The organism is Intestinimonas massiliensis (ex Afouda et al. 2020) (genome assembly GCF_900626285.1).
GTDB classification, from domain to species: domain Bacteria; phylum Bacillota; class Clostridia; order Oscillospirales; family Oscillospiraceae; genus Flavonifractor; species Flavonifractor massiliensis_A.
Map to the genome: position 1 here is coordinate 3119023 of NZ_LR131147.1, position 19858 is coordinate 3138880.

At 64.2% G+C, this 19858-nt stretch carries 13 protein-coding genes; 6 read left to right on the forward strand and 7 right to left on the reverse strand.

Annotation, left to right across the window (positions count from 1 at the left end; all coding sequences use genetic code 11):
* The first annotated feature begins 12 nt into the window (after positions 1-12).
* From E0E41_RS15310 to E0E41_RS15320, 3 genes are all read left to right on the forward strand, one after another.
* The gene (locus tag E0E41_RS15310) at positions 13-2010 is read left to right on the forward strand and encodes a sensor histidine kinase (protein ID WP_130870619.1); all 1998 of its coding nucleotides are present in this window, start codon (positions 13-15) and stop codon (positions 2008-2010) included.
* Between the two features lie 181 nt (positions 2011-2191).
* The gene (locus E0E41_RS15315) at positions 2192-3793 is read left to right on the forward strand and encodes a S8 family peptidase (RefSeq protein ID WP_130870620.1); all 1602 of its coding nucleotides are present in this window, start codon (positions 2192-2194) and stop codon (positions 3791-3793) included.
* Between the two features lie 30 nt (positions 3794-3823).
* Positions 3824-5158, forward strand: coding sequence for an MATE family efflux transporter (locus E0E41_RS15320; RefSeq protein ID WP_130870621.1), 1335 nt, complete (start codon positions 3824-3826; stop codon positions 5156-5158).
* A 60-nt stretch (positions 5159-5218) separates the two neighbouring features.
* On the opposite strand, the gene E0E41_RS15325 is transcribed toward E0E41_RS15320, so the two are convergent.
* The 7 genes from E0E41_RS15325 to lysA form a co-directional block, all read right to left on the reverse strand.
* Positions 5219-7078, reverse strand: coding sequence for a sigma-54 interaction domain-containing protein (locus E0E41_RS15325; protein WP_130870622.1), 1860 nt, complete (start codon positions 7076-7078; stop codon positions 5219-5221).
* Between the two features lie 133 nt (positions 7079-7211).
* The gene (locus E0E41_RS15330; RefSeq protein ID WP_130870623.1) at positions 7212-8228 is read right to left on the reverse strand and encodes a serine hydrolase domain-containing protein; all 1017 of its coding nucleotides are present in this window, start codon (positions 8226-8228) and stop codon (positions 7212-7214) included.
* 18 nt (positions 8229-8246) lie between these two features.
* The gene (locus E0E41_RS15335) at positions 8247-9668 is read right to left on the reverse strand and encodes a YfcC family protein (RefSeq protein ID WP_130870624.1); all 1422 of its coding nucleotides are present in this window, start codon (positions 9666-9668) and stop codon (positions 8247-8249) included.
* An 84-nt stretch (positions 9669-9752) separates the two neighbouring features.
* Positions 9753-10889: a beta-aspartyl-peptidase gene (gene iadA, locus E0E41_RS15340; RefSeq protein ID WP_130870625.1), complete on the reverse strand. Its 1137-nt coding sequence runs from the start codon at positions 10887-10889 to the stop codon at positions 9753-9755.
* Positions 10890-10983: 94 nt separating this feature from the next.
* Complete coding sequence (locus E0E41_RS15345; RefSeq protein ID WP_130870626.1) at positions 10984-11676, reverse strand: aspartate/glutamate racemase family protein; 693 nt, start codon at positions 11674-11676, stop codon at positions 10984-10986.
* Between the two features lie 4 nt (positions 11677-11680).
* Positions 11681-13111, reverse strand: a complete 1431-nt coding sequence (locus tag E0E41_RS15350; protein ID WP_130870627.1) for an aspartate ammonia-lyase — start codon at positions 13109-13111, stop codon at positions 11681-11683.
* A gap of 32 nt (positions 13112-13143) precedes the next feature.
* Positions 13144-14436: a diaminopimelate decarboxylase gene (lysA, locus tag E0E41_RS15355; RefSeq protein ID WP_130870628.1), complete on the reverse strand. Its 1293-nt coding sequence runs from the start codon at positions 14434-14436 to the stop codon at positions 13144-13146.
* A gap of 333 nt (positions 14437-14769) precedes the next feature.
* Here lysA and fumC point away from each other — a divergent pair, with 333 nt between their 5' ends.
* The 3 genes from fumC to E0E41_RS15370 are packed head-to-tail and all read left to right on the forward strand — an operon-like array spanning position 14770 to position 19848.
* Entirely contained in the window at positions 14770-16134 is a 1365-nt protein-coding gene (gene fumC / locus E0E41_RS15360) for a class II fumarate hydratase (protein WP_130870629.1), read from the forward strand.
* Positions 16135-16155: 21 nt separating this feature from the next.
* Positions 16156-17325: an NAD(P)-dependent malic enzyme gene (locus E0E41_RS15365; RefSeq protein WP_130870630.1), complete on the forward strand. Its 1170-nt coding sequence runs from the start codon at positions 16156-16158 to the stop codon at positions 17323-17325.
* 39 nt (positions 17326-17364) lie between these two features.
* The gene (locus E0E41_RS15370) at positions 17365-19848 is read left to right on the forward strand and encodes an S-layer homology domain-containing protein (protein WP_130870631.1); all 2484 of its coding nucleotides are present in this window, start codon (positions 17365-17367) and stop codon (positions 19846-19848) included.
* The last annotated feature ends 10 nt before the right edge of the window (positions 19849-19858 follow it).

Below are 19858 nucleotides of genomic sequence, written 5' to 3' on the forward strand. Positions count from 1 at the left end.
TGGGGTGTTTTTATGAAGAAACGAGCCAAACAGAGCCTGCTCCTTTTCGGTTTTGTCATGCTGGCAGGCTTGGTGGTCTATGGTCTCTTGTTTCACTTTGACAATAAGTATACTGCCGCTCTGCCCGGAGGATACGGGTATAACGTCCTCCAGGGATCTCCGGACCAGGTGGCTTTTCTGGTTGACGGATGGGAATACTACCCGGGGCAGCTTTTGGAGCCGTCAGATTTCTCTGACGGGATCACGCCGGAGTCCTACACATACATTGGGGAACATTCCAACTTCTCCGACGCGCTGGGAACCCCGTTCGGTACCGCCACCTATCGTCTGATTTTGTACAGCACCGGCGACCAGCAGCTGTCACTCTACCTGCCGGAGCTTCTCTGCGCAGGACGTGTCTACATCAACGGCACGCTGGCAGGCACTCAGGGCAGCCCGGATCCTTATTATCCGCGGGTGATGGATGGGTTCTACGCTTTTTCAACCAACGGCAGTACAGAAATCATCATCCAATGTGCCAACTATACCCACTATTACTCCGGAATGTATTATCCTCCGGCCGTAGGCAGCTCGGGGGCTCTTTTCCGGATGCTGGCGGCGCGGCTTGCCGTCTACGGATTCCTGTGTTTCTCCGCCCTTGCGATCACCCTGACCAATCTGGTCCAGTGGCTGCTCGGGCAGGACAAGCTGGCCAGCCGGATGGGTTTTCTGAGCCTGGCCTTTGCGGTACGGGTGTCCTATCCCTTCTTCCGGGCTCTCGGCGTCCCCCTGGTGCGCCCGCTCTACGCCCTGGAAGACCTGTGCGGCAATATCGTGCTGCTGTGCGCCATTCTGGCAGCCGGTGAGCTTTCCGGCGCAGCTGTCCGCCGGTATCACCGCAGGGGAGCAGTGCCGGCTGCCGCCAGCCTGTGCGCATTTGCGCTGGTTTTCCCGTTACTGATTTTACCATACACCCCAGAGTTTATCAACTTCTACGGAATCATCTTGTATGTGTGGAAGCTGGCAGCCGGATGCTATCTGCTGTTTTTGGCAGGGCGTACCATGCGCGACGGCAGGCCGCTGGGACAATATCTTCTCTGCACAGCAGGACTTTACGGCTTGTCCACTGTGATTTCTGTGACAACGGCCAATATTTTTGAGCCCATCCGCGGGGCCTGGCTGGACGAATACGGCGGCTTTACCCTGGTCATTGGATTTTCTGCCCTGATGATACGGCGCTGTGTGCTGCTGGTCCAGGAGAACAGGCACATGTCCTTCCACCTGCAGGAAGAGGTGGACCGTAAGACCCGCGGAATGACGACGCTGCTGAAGGAGCGCCGGGAATTGCTGGCCAATCTGCTCCATGATCTGAAAAATCCCCTGTCGGCTCTGCGCAGTTATGCGGAATTGGTACGCAACGGCAATGTGGCTTTGGATCAGGAGACGGCCTTCTACCTGGACGCCATAACGGAACACGTGGAAGTGATGGGAGAGCGCATCAATATCCTTCAGGATTTTTCCCAAAGGGAGCGCGGAATCCTGCAGATGGAGGCCCTGTGCCTTAATCAGTTTTTGCAACAGTTCTATGATTTCAACAAGCCGGACATGGAACTCTCCGGGCAGGAGTTCCGCCTGGAGCTGCCGGAAGAAAAGGTACTGATTCAGGGCAACCAGGACCGTCTGCGCATTGCGCTGGAAAACATCTGCTACAACGCCCTGTCCTTCACGCCGCCGGAAGGCAGCATCACCCTGGCGCTGAAACACACGGGGTCCTTTGCCTTCATCACCATCCAGGATACAGGCCAGGGGATCGCCTCGGAGGATCTCCCCCATATCTTTGAACGGGGCTTTACCCGCCGGACCGGTCTCGGGGGCGAGGGGCTGGGTCTGTTTATCGTGCAGGCGGTGGCGCTGGAGCACGGAGGCAGCGTGCAGGCGGAATCTCAGCCCGGGAAAGGCTGTCTGTTTACCCTCCAGCTGCCGGTGCTGCAGGAGCAGAGAGATTGTCCGGGCCCGCCCGGCCTGGTCTGACGGAAAAGGAGCGCCGCATCCCGCCGGGATGCGGCGCTCTTCCTTTCTCGCCGATCATTCCCATCACACATCGGAAACCGTCCGACAAAGCCGGTTGAAAAAAACCGCGGCGTGTGAGACAATGCATCTATAAAAATCCCAGCGCAATCTCCAAAGACTGTTTGGAAAGAGGGTGGACCGGATGAGACGTTTCCTTTCTCTGCTCCTGGCGGTGCTGCTGGCGGGCTTTCTGCTCGCTCCGCTCCAGGGGCAGGCGGCGGAGGAGGCAGAATTTGACGGCTATCTGGTGCGCCTGAACGACGCGGGAGCGCGGAACGGCCTGATGCTCCTGGGCGCGGACGGCTGGGAGGAAGTGACCGACGGGCTCTATCTGGTGGAGGATCTGGAGACCGCCCTGGCCATGGACCAGCTGGGCCTGGCGGCCTACTACGAGCCCAACTACCGGCTGGAGCTGCTGGAGGGGGACTGCACCACCGCTCAGTGGAACCTGCTGGCGGTAAACGCCCAGGCCGCCTGGAACCACACCGACAGCGCGGGCAGCCATGACGCCCGGGGCGACGGCGTGACGGTGGCGGTCATCGACTCCGGGGTGTATGCGGCCCACCCCGACTTCAACCAGGCCAATCTGCTGGACTGCTGTAATCTGGCGGGGACCGCCGGCGGGGTGGACGGCTGGCACGGTACCTTTGTGGCCGGGGTCATCGCCGCCCAGGTGGGCAACGGCATCGGCGTGGACGGGGTGACGCCCGACGTGACGATCCTGCCCATCTGCATCACGAAAAGCGGGCTCTCCACCACCAGTCTGCTGGTGGAGGCCATTGACTATGCCGTGGAGCAGGACGTGGATGTGATCAATCTGAGCATCGGCGGCAAAACCAGCAGTCTGGCCATGGAGGAGGCCTGCCGGAAGGCCCTGGACGCCGGGATCATCCTGGTGGCGGCCGCCGGAAACTACAAGGCCGGCGAGGCCAAGAGCAGCGGCACCTATATGTACCCCGCCTCCTTCGACGGCGTGGTCAGCGTATCCGCCTGCAGGCAGGACGGAACGGACGTGGTATTTGACGACAGCTATTCCTACTTCAACGACCAGGTCACGGTGGCCGCGCCGGGCACCGCCGTCCAGTCCCTCGATCCGGACGGCGGCGTGTCCACCCAGAACGGCACCTCCTTTGCCGCGCCGGTGGTGACGGCCATGGCAGCCATGGCCAAGCAGCGCAGTCACAGCATCACGCCGGAGGCCTTCGGGCAGCTGCTCACCTCCACCGCCGCCGACCTGGGGGAAGCGGGATACGACATCTGCTACGGCCACGGCCTTGTGGATATCGCCGCCTTCGTGGACGCTCTGGACCGGGAATACTCCATCACCTACGACCTGGGCGGGCCGGACGCCGCCTTTGGGGCGGGCACCCAGGTCCCGGCCTCCTACGCCCTGGGCGGGTCGGACATCCCCCTGCCGGAGCCGGTCCGGCCGGGATACCGGTTCCTGGGCTGGCATGAGACGGCGGACCGCTCCGGCGACCCGGCGGCGGCCATCCCCGCCGGCACGGTGGGGGACCTGACCTATTACGCCGCCTGGGAGCCCATCCCCATCTGTTACTTCGCCCAGTATGACGCAGCCGGGCGGATGCTGGCGGTCACCCGGCTGCCCCAGGGGGAGACGGAGCCGGACGGGGCGGAGATCCTGGAAAACGCCGCGCTGGGCAAGCTGTTCCGGCTGGACAGCAGCGGCGCGCCCCTGGAGGCCGCCCGTTCCATTCCTCTGAACACCCGGAGCTCCCCCTGATCTCCCTTTAAGAAAGGAAGCCCGACCCATATGAGACAGCGGAACCTGACCCAGGGCAGTATCCTGAAGTCCCTGCTCTCCTTCGCCTTTCCCGTGCTGCTCTCCCTGCTGCTGCAGGCCATGTACGGAGCGGCGGATCTGATCATCGTGGGGCAGTTCTCCGGCACCGGCGAGCAGTCCGGCGTGGCCACCGGCAGCCAGCTCTTTAACATCATCACCATGGTCATCACCGGTCTGTCCATGGGCGTGACCGTCTTTGTGGGACACGCCATCGGCTGCGGCCAGCGGGAGCGGGCTGGCCGGGGGATCGGGGCGGGCATCGCCATTTTCGCCGTGGTGGCCGCTGGGGTGACGGCGGTGGTGGTGCCCGGCAGCGACCTGCTGACCGGGTGGATGCACGCCCCGGCGGAGGCCTTTGTCCACACCAGCAGCTATGTGCGCATCTGCGGCATGGGCACGGTCTTTATCGTGGCCTACAACGTCATCGGGGCGGTTTTCCGGGGGATCGGGGATTCCAGGACCCCTCTGCTCACGGTGGCCATCGCCTGCGTCATCAACATCGCGGGGGATCTGATCCTCATCGCCGGCTTCGGTCTGGGGGCCACGGGGGCGGCCATCGCCACGGTGGGAGCCCAGGCGGTCAGCGTAGTGTGCTCTCTCTGTCTCATCCGCAGGCGGGGTGCCCTGCCCTTCCGCTTCTCCCTCTCCTGCATCCGCCTGGACCGGGCACACGCCGGAAAGATCCTGCGCATCGGCATCCCCATCGCCCTGCAGGAGCTGCTGGTGCAGTTCTCCTTCCTGTTCATCCAGGTGGTGGTCAACGACATGGGGGTGGTGGAATCGGCTGCGGTGGGGGTGGCCGAAAAGGTGTGCAGCTTCCTGATGCTGGTGGCCTCCGCCTACATGCAGTCCATCTCCGCCTTCGTGGCCCAGAACAACGGCGCCGGCGCCGGCGACCGCTCCCGGAAGGCCCTGTTCTACGGCATCCGCACCGCCCTGGCCGCCGGAGCCGCCATGGGGGCGCTGGCCTTCTTCTGGGGCTCCGGGCTGGCCGCCATCTTTTCCAAAGAGCCCCTGGTCATCGCCGCCGCCCACTCCTACCTGAAGGCCTACGCCATCGACTGCCTGCTGACGGCCATCCTCTTCTGTTTCCTGGGCTACTTCAACGGCTGCGGCAGGACCCTCTTTGTGATGGTCCAGGGCATCGTGGGGGCCTTCTGCGTCCGCATACCCGCCGTCTGCCTCATCAGCAGTCTGGGGAACGCCACCCTGTTCCACATCGGTCTGGCCACCCCCCTGTCCTCCGTGGTGCAGATCCTCCTCTGCCTGATCGCGTACCGGCGGTACCGGAGCCGTCCCCTCTGAACCGCTCAAAAAAACCGGGCCGGAGGCCGCCAGATCGGCGGCCTCCGGCCCGGTTTTCTTCTATTTGATGCCGTAGTGCTGCAAACGGTCATAGAAGCTGGACTTCTTCAGGCCCAAAAGCTCCATGGCCTGATGCCGGTCCCCGCCGGTGCGCTCCAGCGCCCGGCGTATGGCCTGCTCCTCCGCGTGCTCCATCTGCTCCTTCAGGGTACCGAACGAGGCGCTCTCCCCCGCTGCCAGGGGGCGGCCGGCGGCGTTGAGCTCGATATCCTCCGCCCCGATGATGCTGTTCTCACAGACTGCCACCGCCCGCTCCAGCACGTTGCCCAGCTCCCGGATATTGCCCGGCCAGGCGTGGCGCAGCAGCTTCTCCACCGCCGAGCCGGAGAGCTTTTTCGGCGGGATGCCGTACTCGGCGCAGATGGATTCCGTCAGGCTGCGGCTCAGCAGATACAGGTCGGAGATGCGCTCCCGCAGGGGCGGAATCTCGATGGGAAACACACTGATGCGGTAATACAGGTCCTCCCGGAACCGCCCGTCCTGCACCGCCTTCCACAGATCCTGGTTGGTGGCCGACAGGATGCGCACGTCCACGTCGGTGGGCTTGGTGGCTCCCACCCGGTAAAACCGCTTGTTCTGGATCACATAGAGCAGCTTGACCTGGGCACTCATGGGGATCTCCCCGATCTCGTCCAGGAAGATGGTGCCGCCGTCGGCCTGCTCAAAATAGCCGGGCTTGCCGGCGGTGAGGGCTCCGGTAAAGGCCCCGCCCACATAGCCGAACAGCTCGCTTTCAAACAGATCCCGGGGAATGGAGCTGCAGTTCACCTCCACAAAGGGGCCGTTGGGCCGGGACAGGCGGTGGATCTCAGAGGCCAGCTGGGACTTTCCCGTCCCGCTCTCCCCGGTGATGATGATGTTGCACCGGGCCTGTGCCGCCTTGAAGGCCAGATATTTCACCCGCTGAATGGGGGGCGAGCTGCCCGCGAAATTGGGAAAGGCGCTGTCCGGCACACCCATGACCCGGTTATTTACATTCAGGCTGGCCTGTTCCACCTTGGAGATCAGATCGTTGCGCTGGTCCAGCAGCTTATGCAGCTCCGACAGGTCGGTGAGCTTCAGCACCGCCCCCCGCACCCGCTCCCCCTCCATCACGGGCAGGATGGAGCAGAGCATCAGCCGCTTGTTCACGTCCAGCTCCTCGTCCAGGGTGGCGCCCCCCTCCCCGGAGAGCAGCCGGTCCACACGCTGGGTCAGCTCGCAGGGCTGGAACAGCTGAAAAAAGTCCCGGCCGATCACGCCGAATTCAGTGGTGCCGTCGTTTTTGGACTGGAACGGCGCGCCGTCCAGCAGGTTTTTCAGGTCCTCCCGCCGGATGGTACACCCCTTCTCCTGGTAAAACTTCACCTGTTTGGTCTGCCCGTCCAGCACCACCAGATGGGCCAGGGACCGCAGATAGCGCAGATAGTAGGGCTCCCCATCCACTGAAATGGTGAGCAGCTTCTCATACCGGCTCACGGAGAGGGACACGTCCACCCCGCCGCAGCGTCCCTCCAGCTTCAGTTCCTGGGGCGCCGCATACTGCCCGCACCGCCGGTAGAGCGGCTTGGAGGCAGGGTCGTGATAGATCCCCGCCGCCAGGACCACATCCCCCAGGGCCAGCTCGGGATCGGAGAGGTTCAGGTGCCGGAAGGCCTCCGGCGTCATGCCGCCGTCGTCGTCCCCCAGCATGTTGTCGGCAATGAGCACAATGTCTCCGGGCAGGATGGAGCCCGCCGGATGGGACCGGCCGCCCTCCAGCACGATGCCGGTGATCTCCTTGGCTTTCCGGTTGAAATGGGTCACGATCCCGCCGGCATTGACGCAGATGATGCCCTCATCCACGATCTCCGTAATGGTATCCACCAGTTTCTCGTTCACAGGCCGCCCTCCTCTCGCCGGTGCTTTCTCCCATTATAAAATACATTTTCCCCGCCCACAAGGGCAAAAAGAGCGCCCCGTCCGGGGTCTGCCGGGCGGGGCGGGGAGAGAGGGAGGATATCCTGCGGAGCGCTTACTCCGCCTGACGTACAAAGTCACAGATCTCATCGAAAAAGGGGCCGTCGGTCAGCTGCTTGCCCATGTCCACCCAGAACAGGAAGCCGTTGTCGCTGTTGGTGTAGATGGAAAGCCCGTCGCCGGTGTCCCAGTCCAGGATGGACAGGGACTTGAAGCCGTCGTTGTCGCCCCAGTGCCACAGCACGTGGGGGTCCGCCGCGCACAGCCCCCAGCCCAGTCCCCAGGGAACGGCCTCCCCCAGGCGGTTCTGGGGCGCGGTCATCTCCCGGAACGCGGCGTCCCGCAGGCCGCCCCGCTCCCGGACCACATATTGCAGGAATTTGATCATGTCAAAGGAGTTGGAGTACAGCGACCAGGCCGCGCAGGGCTCCGGGGCGTTTCCCGTGGTGCGCCGCCGGTCCCTGACCTTGACGATGGAGCCGTCCCCGCCGAAGCCCTGGGCGAAGGCCTTGCCCACCGCCGGCGTCCAGGTGGCCGTGGAGCGGGTCATGCCCAGCGGGTCCAGAAGGTATTGGTGCAGCAGCTGGTTCAGGTCCCGGTCCATGATCTGCTCCACCATGCGCTGGAGGAGGAAGTAGCCCTCGCCGGAATAGCTGTAGCCGCTGCCCGGATCGAACAGCATGTCCATGGGCCTGGCCTGCCAGTTGGGCAGGCCGCTGCCGTGGCACAGGCAGTGCCGGGGGGTGATGGCGGAAAAGCGGGGGTCGTCCGACCAGGGCGCTCCCTTCAGCACTTCCGCAATGGGCCGGTCCAGATCCACCCGTCCCTCCTGGCACAGGCGCATCACCAGGGTGCCGAACAGGGATTTGGTGAGGGACGCCGATTCGAACAGCACCGCCTCGCTCATGGGGGTGCCGCTGGTATCCTTCACCCCAAAGGCCTCCGTACAGCAGATCTCTCCGCCCCGCAGCAGGGCCAGGGTGCCGCCGGGGATACCCCGGTCCGCCATCTCCCGCCGGAACAGGGCGCCGGCTGCAGAGGGGTCGGCGGTAAATTCAGCTCTGATACGCAAACAATCGCCTCCGTTGTTTTAGAGCCCCAGCGCCACGGCGCCGCCTACCAGCACCATCTGGGCCACCAGCAGGATGAAGAACAGGGGCAGGAACCACTTGATCCACTTCTCATAGGGGATGTCGGCCAGGCCGCAGACCACCACGATGTTGCTGGTGGGCCACAGCAGGTTGGACAGGCCGTCGCCGAACTGGAAGGCCAGACAGGCGGTGTCACGGGTCACGTTGAGGGCGTCGGCCAGAGGAGCCATGATGGGCATGGTGACGGCCGCCTGCCCGGTGGCGGAGGAGATGGGCAGGTTGATGATGGTCTGGGCCAGCAGGATCATCTGGGCGGAGATGGAGGAGGGGGCGTGCTTGAGCAGCTCGGCCAGAGCGTGGATGATGGTGTCGGTGATCATGGCGTTGTTCATGACCACCATGATGGCGTAGGACAGGCCGGCGATCAGGGCGCCCCAGGCCATGCCCTTCACGCCCTCCACGAACTCATCCACGTACTTCTGTCCGCTCCAGCCGCTGATCAGCGCGCCGATGATGGACATGAGGATAAACAGGCCGCACAGCTGCTCGTTGCCCCAGCCGTACTTCAGCAGGCCCACCATCAGGACCGCCAGCACCACGGCCAGATCCACCAAGATAAGGGCGTATCTGGGGGTCATCTTGTACTGGTCCAGGTCGCCGTCGCTGAAGGAGTGGATGCAGGGCCGGCCGTAGACGATGGACCGGGTGGGGTCCCGGCGGATCTTGATGCCGTACCACAGCAGGTAGGCCATGGAAATGCCCATCAGCACGGCGAAGCACAGCCAGCGGTAGGGCAGGTTGGAGTAGAGAGGCACCTCGGAAATGCCCTGGGAGATGGCCACATTGTAGGGGTTGAGGGTACCGGCGGTAAAGCCGATGTACTCGCCCAGGGCCAGGATGGCAAAGCCGAACATGGCGTCATAGCCCAGTGCCACGCCCAGGCCCACGATCAGCGGATAGAAGCCGAACAGCTCGCTGAGCATGCCGAACATGGAGCCGCACAGGCCGAAAACGATCATCAGCAGCACCACGATGACCAGGCCCTTCTTGCCCAGCCGCTTCATGATGGAGCCGATGCCGGCGTGGAAGGCGCCGGTGCGCACCATGATGCGGAAGCAGGAGCAGCAGCACAGGACCATGAAGATGGTGCTGGCCGCCCCCACACAGCCGCTGTACAGCGCGGAGAACACGCCCAAGAAGCCGGTGGGTGAGGTCTCCGCCTTGTCAATGACGTGGTAGGAGCCGTCGATCGCCAGATTGCGGATCGTGCCGTTGATCTCCACCTCATGGTAATCGTAAGAACCTGCGGGGACGATCCAGCTGAGGATGGCCACGATCACCACCATGATGAACACGACGATCCAGGTGTCCGGCATTTTGAACCTTTTCTTTTCCAACGTGGCGGTCTTGTCTTTCCTCATAGTGATTCTCCTCTCTTTTTCGGTTCTATCAAATACCGGCCGGATATGCCGGTACTGGATACCATGCCGTGGAGGGCGGGGGGATCAGTCCTCGAAGTTGGCGTGGACCGTCATGGTCCCGTCCCGCAGCATACACCTGCCCATGGCGTAGACGGTCTGAATGTTCAGATCCCCGTCCAGCAGCACGATGTCCGCGTCGGAGCCGGCGGCCAGACAGCCCTTGGCCGGATAGAGCTTCAGCGCCCTGGCCACGTTCTCGGTGGCGGGGGTGATGGCCTTTTCCAGGGGGCAGTGCTGCATCCGGACCATGGCCCGCACCGTCTCGTGGAGGGCCTGGATGCTGGCGGCGCCGATGCCGATCATCTCCTTCTTCTCGTTCCAGATGGGCAGGCTGCCGTTGCTGTCGGTGCTGATGGTCACCAGCCCGTCCGGAGCCTCCTCCATGGCCCGGACCAGCAGGGCGGTGCGGTTGAACATATCCTCGGGGTCGCAGGTGAAGTCGATGTAGCCGCCCAGCCTGGCAAAGCGGATGGCGGCGTCGTACTTGGCGGCCAGATGGGTGGGCCGGAAGTTCCAGATGGGGATCTCGGTGTGCTCCACAATGTCGAACAGCATGTCCAGCTGGGCCTTGCCGCTGCCGGTATGCAGGTGGACGATGCCCGGCTTGCCGGACAGCATCCCCGCCACCCGGGCGTCGGAGGCCAGCTTGATCAGGGATTCCCTGGTCATGTTGCTGGAGCGGTGGTCGGAAATGGCGATCTTGACGCCGATGATCTCCTCCACGAACACGATGTCGTCCATCACGCTGCCGGTGAGGGTGGGGGAGGGATAGTTGTAGTTGCCCGTCAGGCAGTAGGCGGTCAGGCCGAACTCCCGCAGGGCCTTGGTCTTGGCCACCAGATTGGCCACGCTGCGGGTGGTGCCGTCCGTCCCCAGCAGGCCCACCAGAGTGGTCACTCCCGCCTTCACCGGGGCGCTGAACTTCAGGGGCGGCACCTGGGTGATAAAGCTGCCCTCCCCGCCGCCGCCGGTGACGTGGACGTGCTGGTCGATGTAGCCGGGAATGGCGGTCATCCCCTTGCCGTCCGACACCTCCAGGCCGCTGTAGTCGCACTGGACGCGGTCGGCAATCGCCTCGATCTGGCTGCCGGCAATCAGGATCTCGCTGGGCCGCCAGGCCCCGTCCCGGTAGACTTTTACGTTTCGAATCAGCTGAATCATGGTGCTTCCGTCTCCTTTCCGCCGGACGGGCTTGAGATGGGTTCCCGTCCGCACAGACCCTATCATACAGGAAATGGGGCCCGCTGAAAAGCGTTCAGGCGATGAGGGGCGCCTGGCAGGCCCGGATGGCCGCCCGGGCCAGCACCAGCGTGGGGTCGATGGCCGGTCCCTCCAGCCCGTACTGCCGGAACGCCACCGGCAGCTCGGTGCAGCCCAGGATGAAGGCCTGGGCGCCCCGCTGCCGCAGGCCGGCCAGCACCCGCCGGATCTCCTCCGTGGGGAATTGGGGCTGTCCGCCCTTCACCCCCCGGTAGATCAGATCCATCACCGCCCGCTGCCCGGCCTCGTCGGGCAGGAGCAGGGCGGGCCGGCCGGCAAAGGCCTTCTGATAGATCCCGCTGCGCACCGTCCCGTCGGTGGCCAGCAGCGCCACGGTGTCCAGCCCCGTCTGCCGCACGTGCTCCGCCGTCAGCCGGGGCATGTGGAGTACGGGAATGGTCACGGCGGCGGCCACATCGTCGTAAAAGTAGTGGGCGGTGTTGCAGGCGATGGCCAGCACATCCGCTCCGGCGGCCTGGAGCCGTCTGGCACTGGCGCACAGCTCCGGCCGGGGGTCCCGGCCCTCGTGGAGGATGGCCTCCGTCCGGTCGGGGATGGCGGTGTCGTTGTCCAGAATGATGTGCAGGTGCTCCCCGTCGCTGTGGGCCCTGGTATTGCGGATGATCTTGTTGAACAGGTCCTCGGAGGCCAGCGGCCCCATCCCGCCGATAATGCCCAGTGTTTTCATGCGCTCACGCCTTTTCCAGCAGATGCTTGGCCGAGATCCCCGGCTCCGTCATGGAATAGGGGTCCAGGATCTGCTCCAGGGTGGCCTCGTCCAGAATGCCCTCCTGAAGGATCAGGCTCTTCACCGAGACGCCGGTCTGGATGGCCCGCTTGGCCAGGTCCGCCGCGGCGCTGTAGCCGATGTGGGGGCACAGGGCGGTGATGATGCCCACGCTGTGGTCCACCATGTCCTTGCAGCGCTCGGCGTTGGCGGTGATGCCCACGATGCAGTGGTCGGTGAGGGTCTTCACGGCGTAGGTGAGGAACTCCACGGCGTGGGTCAGGTTCCAGAAGATGATGGGCTCAAAGGCGTTGAGCTCCAGCTGACCGGCCTCGGCGGCCATGGTGATGGTCAGGTCGTTGCCCATCACGTTGAAGGCCACCTGGTTGACCACCTCCGGGATGACCGGGTTGACCTTGCCGGGCATGATGGAGGAGCCGTTCTGCCGTGGGGGCAGATTGATCTCCCCCAGGCCGCAGCGGGGGCCGGTGGACATGAGGCGCAGGTCGTTGCACATCTTGGACAGGTTCACCGCGCAGGTCTTGACGGCGCCGGACACGGCCACGAACTCGTCCAGGTTCTGGGTGGCATCGATCAGGTCAAAGGCCTGGACCAGGCGCAGGCCGGACACCTTGGACAGGTTGGGGACGATGCGGCGCAGATATTCCTCGTCGGCGTTGATGCCGGTGCCGATGGCGGTGCCGCCCATGTTCAGGCAGCGCATCTCGTCCTGGGCCCGCACCAGACGCGTGATGTCCCGGCGGATGGCCTCGCTGTAGGCCCGGAACTCCTGCCCCAGCCGGATGGGCACCGCGTCCTGCATCTGGGTGCGGCCCATCTTGATGACGCCGTCGAATTCCTCCGCCTTTCGGGTCAGGGCCTGATACAGCCGCTCCAGCTGGATCTGGGCCCGGATCAGCAGCTTGAGCACCGCCATCTTGCCCGCCGAGGGAAACACATCGTTGGTGGACTGGCCGTAGTTGACGTGGTCGTTGGGGTTGACCAGCGTGTAGTCCCCCTTCTCGCCCCCCAGCAGCTCAATGGCCCGGTTGGCGATGACCTCGTTGGCGTTCATGTTCAGGCTGGTGCCCGCGCCGCCCTGGATGGGGTCCACGATAAATTCCTCGTGGAGCTTGCCTTCGGCGATCTCCTCGCAGGCCTTTACGATGGCGTCGGCCACCCGCTTGTCCAGCAGGCCGATCTCATAGTTGGTGATGGCGGACGCCTTCTTGATCTCCGCGATGGAGTTGATGATCTCCGGGTGCATGGACAGACCGGTGATATGGAAATTCTCCGCGGCACGCAGGGACTGCACCCCATAATAGACGTCCTTGGGCAGGGTGCGCTCCCCGATGGAATCGTGCTCGGAGCGGTACTTGCTCTCTTTCTGATTCATGGTCCTGTCGCCACATTCCTTTCTCTCCCCTGTCACTCCAGAGACGGGGGAATCAGCTGATTGCGGATGATGTCGGCATAGCTCTGCCGCCGGACCATCAGCTCGTCCGTCCCGCCGTGGACCAGCACCACCGCCGGGACCGGATTGTTGTTGTAGTTGCTGGCCATGGCGTAGCCGTAAGCGCCCGTGCAGAACAGGGCGAAAATATCCCCCCGCTCCGCCGGCGGCAGGGACAGGTCCCGGACCAGCACGTCTCCCGCCTCACAGCACTTTCCGCATACCGTCACCGTCTCCCGGTCCGCCCGGTCCATCTTGTTGGCCAGCACGCCCCGGTAGACCGCCTGGTAGAGGGCGGGACGGATGTTGTCCGACATGCCGCCGTCCACGCAGACATATTTCCGCACACCCCTGATCTCCTTGATCTCGCCCACGCTGTACAGGGTCATGCCCGCGTCGCCCACAATGCTCCGGCCGGGCTCGATGACCACCGCCGGACGGGGCAGCCCCCACCGGTCAAAGCGGTCTGCAATGCGCTCCAGCATGGGGTCCAGATAGTACCGGAAGGGCTTCCGCTCCTCGCTGGTGTAAGTAATGCCGAAACCGCCGCCCAGGTTGAGCTCGGTCACCGCAACCCCAAAGCGTTCCCTGACCTGGCCCACCACCTCCAGCATGGCCTCGACGGCCTGGATGTAGGGTCCCCGGTCAAACAGCTGGGAACCGATGTGGAAATGGAAGCCCAGGAAGTCCACGTGGGGCGCCGCCAGGGCCCGCTCCACGGCGGGATAGAGCACATCCTCATCCAGCGGGAAACCGAATTTGGAATCCTTCTTCCCGGTGACGATATAGTCATGGCTGTCCGCCCTGACCCCCGGGGTGATCCGGTACAGGACGCTGACCCGCTTGTCCAGGGCCGTGCAGAGCTTCTCGATCATGTCCAGCTCTTCCGCGCCGTCCACGATGATCCGGCCTACCCCACGGGACACCGCCAGCTCCAGCTCCTGCAGCAGTTTGTTGTTGCCGTTGAACTCGATCCGCTCCGGCGGAAATCCGGCGGTCAAGGCGGTATAGAGCTCGCCCCCCGACACCACATCAATGCACATCCCCGCCCGCTGGGCCAGCCGGCACATGCCCAGCGAACAGAAGGCCTTGGCCGCATAGGCCACCCGGCTTCCCGGCCAGCGGTCCAGGAAATCCCGCCGCAGCTCGTCAAAATGGGCCTGGATCACGGATTCAGAATAGACATAAAGCGGGGTCCCGTATTTCCTGGCCAGCTCCGTAACATCACAGCCGTCGAAAAACAGCTTTCCTTGTTTCGTCTCTACCATGTGTCCAGACCTCCTTGTCGGTGTCACTCTCATAGTGTGCATTCCGGATGCCAACTTCCCGAAAAACGGGCAAAGCCCTGCGCACCCGGACCTCTGAGCCCTTCCGTCTTTGGAGACCGCGCCCCAAAAGTCCGCATTTCCGGAAAACAAATCCGTTTTGTCCGAAAATTCGGACACATCCTTTCAAGAGAAAAAAATACATTATTTTCGCTCAAGACATATATTTTTTGAAATTTTCAAATTAAGATAGTTTCTCAGTGATGATTGGTGTATAATGGGCCTTGCGTAGCATCCCGCCCGGCTCCGGGCGGAAAAAGGAGAGGATGAACACACATGGACTACCGGATCGAACACGACACCATGGGCGAGGTTCGGGTGCCCGCCGACCGCTATTGGGGGGCCCAGACCCAGCGCAGCTTTCAGAATTTCAAGATCGGCACCGAGCAGATGCCGGTCGAGATCATCCGTGCCTTCGCCGTTCTGAAACAGGCGGCGGCCATGGCCAACCACCAGCTGGGCAAGCTGGACGACCGCCGGTATGAGCTGATCTGCCAGGTGTGCCGGGAGATCCTGGACGGCAAACTGGACGGGCACTTTCCCCTGGTGGTGTGGCAGACGGGCAGCGGCACCCAGTCCAACATGAACGTCAATGAGGTGGTGGCCAACCGGGGCAACGAACTGGCGGGGGAAAAGCTGCTCCACCCCAACGACCACGTGAACATGTCCCAGTCCTCCAACGACACCTTCCCCACCGCCATGCACATCGCCGCGGCCATGGAGATGGAAAACAAGCTGCTCCCCGCTCTGGACAAGCTGGCCGCCGTGCTGAAGGGGCTGGAGGAGGAGAACGCCGACGTGGTGAAGAGCGGGCGCACCCATCTCCAGGACGCGGTTCCCATCACCCTGGCCCAGGAGATCAGCGGCTGGCGGACCAGCCTGGAGCGGGACCGCGCCCTGCTGGAGCTGGCCCTGCCCCCCCTGCGGCAGCTGGCCCTGGGCGGCACCGCCGTGGGCACCGGTCTCAACGCCCCCAAGGGCTTCGACACCGCGGTGGCCCAGGCGGTGAGCCAGCTCACCGGCAAGGACTTTTCCACCGCCCCCAACAAGTTCCACGCCCTCACCAGCAAGGACGAGCTGGTGTTCGCCCACGGCGGCCTGAAGGCCCTGGCCGCCGACCTGATGAAGATCGCCAACGACGTGCGCTGGCTGGCCTCCGGCCCCCGGTGCGGCCTGGGTGAGATCCGCATCCCGGAAAACGAGCCCGGCTCCTCCATCATGCCCGGCAAGGTCAACCCCACCCAGTGCGAGGCGGTGACCATGGTGGCCGTCCAGGTGATGGCCAACGACACGGCGGTGGGCATGGCGGCCTCCCAGGGCAATTTCGAGCTCAACGTATTCATGCCGGTGTGCATCTACAACTTCCTCCAGTCGGTGCGGCTGCTGGCCGACTGCATGGACTCCTTCCGGGTCCACTGCGCCCAGGGCATCACCGCCAACCGGGACAAGTGCCGGGAGAACCTGCACAACTCCCTGATGCTGGTCACCGCTCTCAACCCCTACATCGGCTACGAGAACGCCGCCAAAACCGCCAAAAAGGCCTACGCCGAGGGCATCTCCCTGCGGGAGGCCTGCATCGCCCTGGGCTTTCTGACCCCGGAGCGGTTCGATGAGGTATTTCATCCGGAAGCAATGGTTTAAGGATAGAAAGAAGGAATGAAAATGGACGTCAATCAGCAATCTCTGGAGCTGCACCGGCAGCTGGCGGGCAAGATCGAAGTGGTGGCCCGCAAACACATTGAGACCCGTGAGGACCTGTCCCTGATGTACACCCCCGGCGTGGCCGAGCCCTGCCGGGCCATCGCCAGGGACTATGAGGAATCTTTCCGCCTGACCCGCCGGGGCAACCTGGTGGCCGTGATCACCGACGGCACGGCGGTGCTGGGCCTGGGGGACATCGGCCCCGCCGCCGGTATGCCGGTGATGGAGGGCAAGTGCGCCCTGTTCAAGGAGTTCGCCGGGGTGGACGCCTTCCCCATCTGCGTGGACACCAAGGACGTGGACAAGCTGGTGGAGACCATCTACCTGATCTCCAAGAGCTTCGGCGGCATCAACCTGGAGGACATCGCCGCCCCCCGGTGCTTTGAGGTGGAGCGGCGGCTGAAGGAGCTGTGCGACATCCCCGTGTTCCACGACGACCAGCACGGCACCGCCATCGTGGTGGCCGCCGCCATGCTCAACGCGGTGAAGGTCACCGGCAAGGAGATGGGAAAGCTGAAAATCGTCATCAACGGCGCCGGCGCCGCCGGCATCGCCATCGGCAAGCTGCTCATCTCCATGGGCTTCGGCAACATCGTCATGTGCGACATCCACGGCATCATCTGCGAGGGGGACCAGGGCCTCAACGCCGGACAGGAGGAGATCTCCCACAGCTCCAACCGGAACCATGAGCACGGCACCCTGGCCGACGCCCTGAAGGGGGCCGACGCCTTCGTGGGCGTGTCCCGGCCCAACCTGGTCACCGCCGAGATGGTGTCCACCATGCGGGACGGCATCGTATTCGCCATGGCCAACCCCACCCCGGAGATCATGCCCGACGAGGCCAGGAAGGGCGGCGCCGCCGTCATCGGCACCGGCCGCTCCGACTTCCCCAACCAGATCAACAACGTACTGGTGTTCCCCGGCGTGTTCAAGGGCGCCCTGGCGGTACGGGCCAGGGAGATCACCGAGGAGATGAAGGTGGCCGCCGCCCACGCCCTGGCCGACCTGGTGCCCGCCGACAAACTGGGCGCCGAGAACATTCTCCCCTCCGCCCTGGACAAGAGCGTGGCGGACGCCGTGGCCAAGGCGGTGGCCGACACCGCCCGGGCCCAGGGGATCGCCCGGGCCTGACCAAACAATTCTATTCAGAAGGAAAGGAAGCGTTGAACTGTGAATCACAACTCTCTGTTCAGGCGTGCAGGAGCGATTCTCTGCACCGCGGCGCTTATCCTGTCCCTGGCGCCGGCGACCCTGGCGGCGGGCTCCTCCCCCGCCGTCAGCAGCAACATCAACAAGGAGGACTACACCACCTGGAGCAAGCCGGTGACCTCCTACCTCTATGAGAACGGAACCGGCGGCCTCACCCGGGTGGAGTACACCGGCGGCCAGGTGGTGGTGGAGAACTACAGCTCCTCCTTCGCCTTCCTGGACAGCCGGGCCATCCAGCCGGAGCTGCCCGTCTGGGGCGGCTTCTTCGCCGGGGAGAACTACAATTTCCTGATCTTCGGCCAGCAGAACACCGCCGAGAGCGACAGCGCCGAGGTCATCCGGGTGGTGAAGTACGACAAGAACTGGAACCGGCTGGGCGCGGCCAGCCTGAAGGGGGCCAATACCACGGTGCCTTTCGACGCCGGTTCCCTGCGGTGCGACGAGTACGGCGGCTATCTGTACATCCGCACCAGCCACGAGATGTACACCAGCAGCGACGGGCTCAACCACCAGGCCAACCTGACCATGGCGGTGCGCCAGAGCGACATGACCATCACCGACTCCTTCTGCAAGGTGATGAACATCAGCTACGGCTATGTCAGCCACTCCTTCAACCAGTTCCTCCTGGTGGATGAGGACGGCAAGATCATCGCCCTGGACCACGGGGACGCCTATCCCAGAAGCGCGGTGCTGACGGGCTACTACTCCAACGCCTCCACCGGCAGGTTCTCCGGCAGCGGCTACAACTGGTGCTGGAACATGGACCTGATGAAGTTCGCCGGGAGCGTCGGCGACAACACCACCGGCGCCTCGGTGGGCGGCCTGGCGGAGACCGCCAACGGCTATGTGATGGCCTTTAACTACGACGGCGCGGGCGGCAGAGGCGACCGGTCCGTGTACTTCCAGTACATGGACAAGGCCACCGGGAAGGGCCGCCAGTATCAGATCACCTCCTCCGGCGGCAGCACCACCCCCGTGCTGGCCCCCACGGGGTCGGGCGGCGGCTACCTGCTGTGGAACGGCAAGAGCGGCTATACCGTCAGCGACACGCTGTACTATCTGCCCTACGGTTCGGACGGGGTCCCCGGCGCCACCCAGACCGCCAATGCCCCCCTGTCCGACTGCCAGCCCATCCCCTACGGCGACGGGGTGGTGTGGTACGTGACGGAGAACTCCGTTCCCACGTTCTATACCCTGAACACCTCCGGGGTCACTGCCCATTCTCTGGGCGCCGCCCAGCCGGAGATCACCCCGACCCCCAGCGTGACACCCACACCTACTCCGACCCCAACGCCCACGCCGGAGCCCACCCCCGGCTCCTTCACCGATGTACCCGCCTCCGCCTGGTACGCGGACTACGTCAATACGGCGGCTGAGGCGGGCCTGATGAACGGCGTGGGGAACGGCAAGTTCAACCCCACCGGCATCATGAGCGTGGCGGAAGTGGTCACCCTCACCGCCCGGCTTCACGCCGAGCGCCACGGCACAACGGTACCTGCCGCCTCCGGGGCCTGGTATCAGGGGGCCTACGACTACTGTATCCGGAACGGCCTGTTCACCGCCTCCGAGGTGCCCCAGTCCATTCTGGAGCACACGGCAACCCGGTTCCAGATGGTGGACCTGATGGACCGGGCGGTGCCCGACAGCGAGAAGCAGCCCATCCGCACCGTGCCTGACGGGAGCGTGCCCGACCTGCGGGAGTCCGACCCCTACGGGGACGTGGTGTACCGCTGGTACCGGGCAGGCATCACCGAGGGGGACCAGAACCGCCGCTTCAACGGCAGCTCCCAGATCAGCCGCTCGGAGATCGCCACCATCCTGTGCCGCCTGGCGGGGCTGACCCCCCGGGTGGGATCGGACGCCCCGGAGCCGGGGGAGACCCCCGGCCAGAGCGGCAGCTATACCGCCCCGGAGCTGGCCTTTTCCCTTCCGGTGATGGCGCTGGAGGAGGGCCGCTCCATGCGGATCACCCTGCTGGACGCCCAACGCCACTCCATTACCGCCACCCAGGGCATCACCTGGACCAACGAGACGCCGGATATTCTGTCCTTTGACGAAAGGGATTTCAGCATCCGCAGCCTGAGCGTGGGGACCGGCCGCCTCAGCGCCGCCTGGAATGGCCACACCGCCTCCATGACGGTCCATGTGGTTCCCAAGGGAGAACAGCTGGCCCTGTCCGCCCTGGGGCTGTTTATCTCCCCCGGCGACCGGGCCTCCACCCAGCTCTATGTCTTTGACAGCACCCGGTATTACGGCCAGAACTACACCATCCAGTGGAGTGTGGATCACCCGGAGATCCTCACGCTGGAGGAGACCACCATCAACGGAAACCCCGCCGTGCGCTTCACCGCCAACCGGTGCGGCGACGCGGTGATCACCTGCCGGGTGACCCTGCCCGACGGCAGCTCCACGGAGACCTACTGCTGCGTAGGCGTCCGGCCCTGAACCAAAAAAT

Bases quoted from the DNA above. Each gene is read 5' to 3' on its own strand.
- E0E41_RS15310 (WP_130870619.1), top strand. From the start codon at position 13: ATGAAGAAACGAGCCAAACAGAGCCTGCTCCTTTTCGGTTTTGTCATG.
- E0E41_RS15315 (WP_130870620.1), top strand. From the start codon at position 2,192: ATGAGACGTTTCCTTTCTCTGCTCCTGGCGGTGCTGCTGGCGGGCTTT.
- E0E41_RS15320 (WP_130870621.1), top strand. From the start codon at position 3,824: ATGAGACAGCGGAACCTGACCCAGGGCAGTATCCTGAAGTCCCTGCTC.
- E0E41_RS15335 (WP_130870624.1), bottom strand. From the start codon at position 9,668: ATGAGGAAAGACAAGACCGCCACGTTGGAAAAGAAAAGGTTCAAAATG.
- iadA (WP_130870625.1), bottom strand. From the start codon at position 10,889: ATGATTCAGCTGATTCGAAACGTAAAAGTCTACCGGGACGGGGCCTGG.
- E0E41_RS15345 (WP_130870626.1), bottom strand. From the start codon at position 11,676: ATGAAAACACTGGGCATTATCGGCGGGATGGGGCCGCTGGCCTCCGAG.
- E0E41_RS15350 (WP_130870627.1), bottom strand. From the start codon at position 13,111: ATGAATCAGAAAGAGAGCAAGTACCGCTCCGAGCACGATTCCATCGGG.
- lysA (WP_130870628.1), bottom strand. From the start codon at position 14,436: ATGGTAGAGACGAAACAAGGAAAGCTGTTTTTCGACGGCTGTGATGTT.
- fumC (WP_130870629.1), top strand. From the start codon at position 14,770: ATGGACTACCGGATCGAACACGACACCATGGGCGAGGTTCGGGTGCCC.
- E0E41_RS15365 (WP_130870630.1), top strand. From the start codon at position 16,156: ATGGACGTCAATCAGCAATCTCTGGAGCTGCACCGGCAGCTGGCGGGC.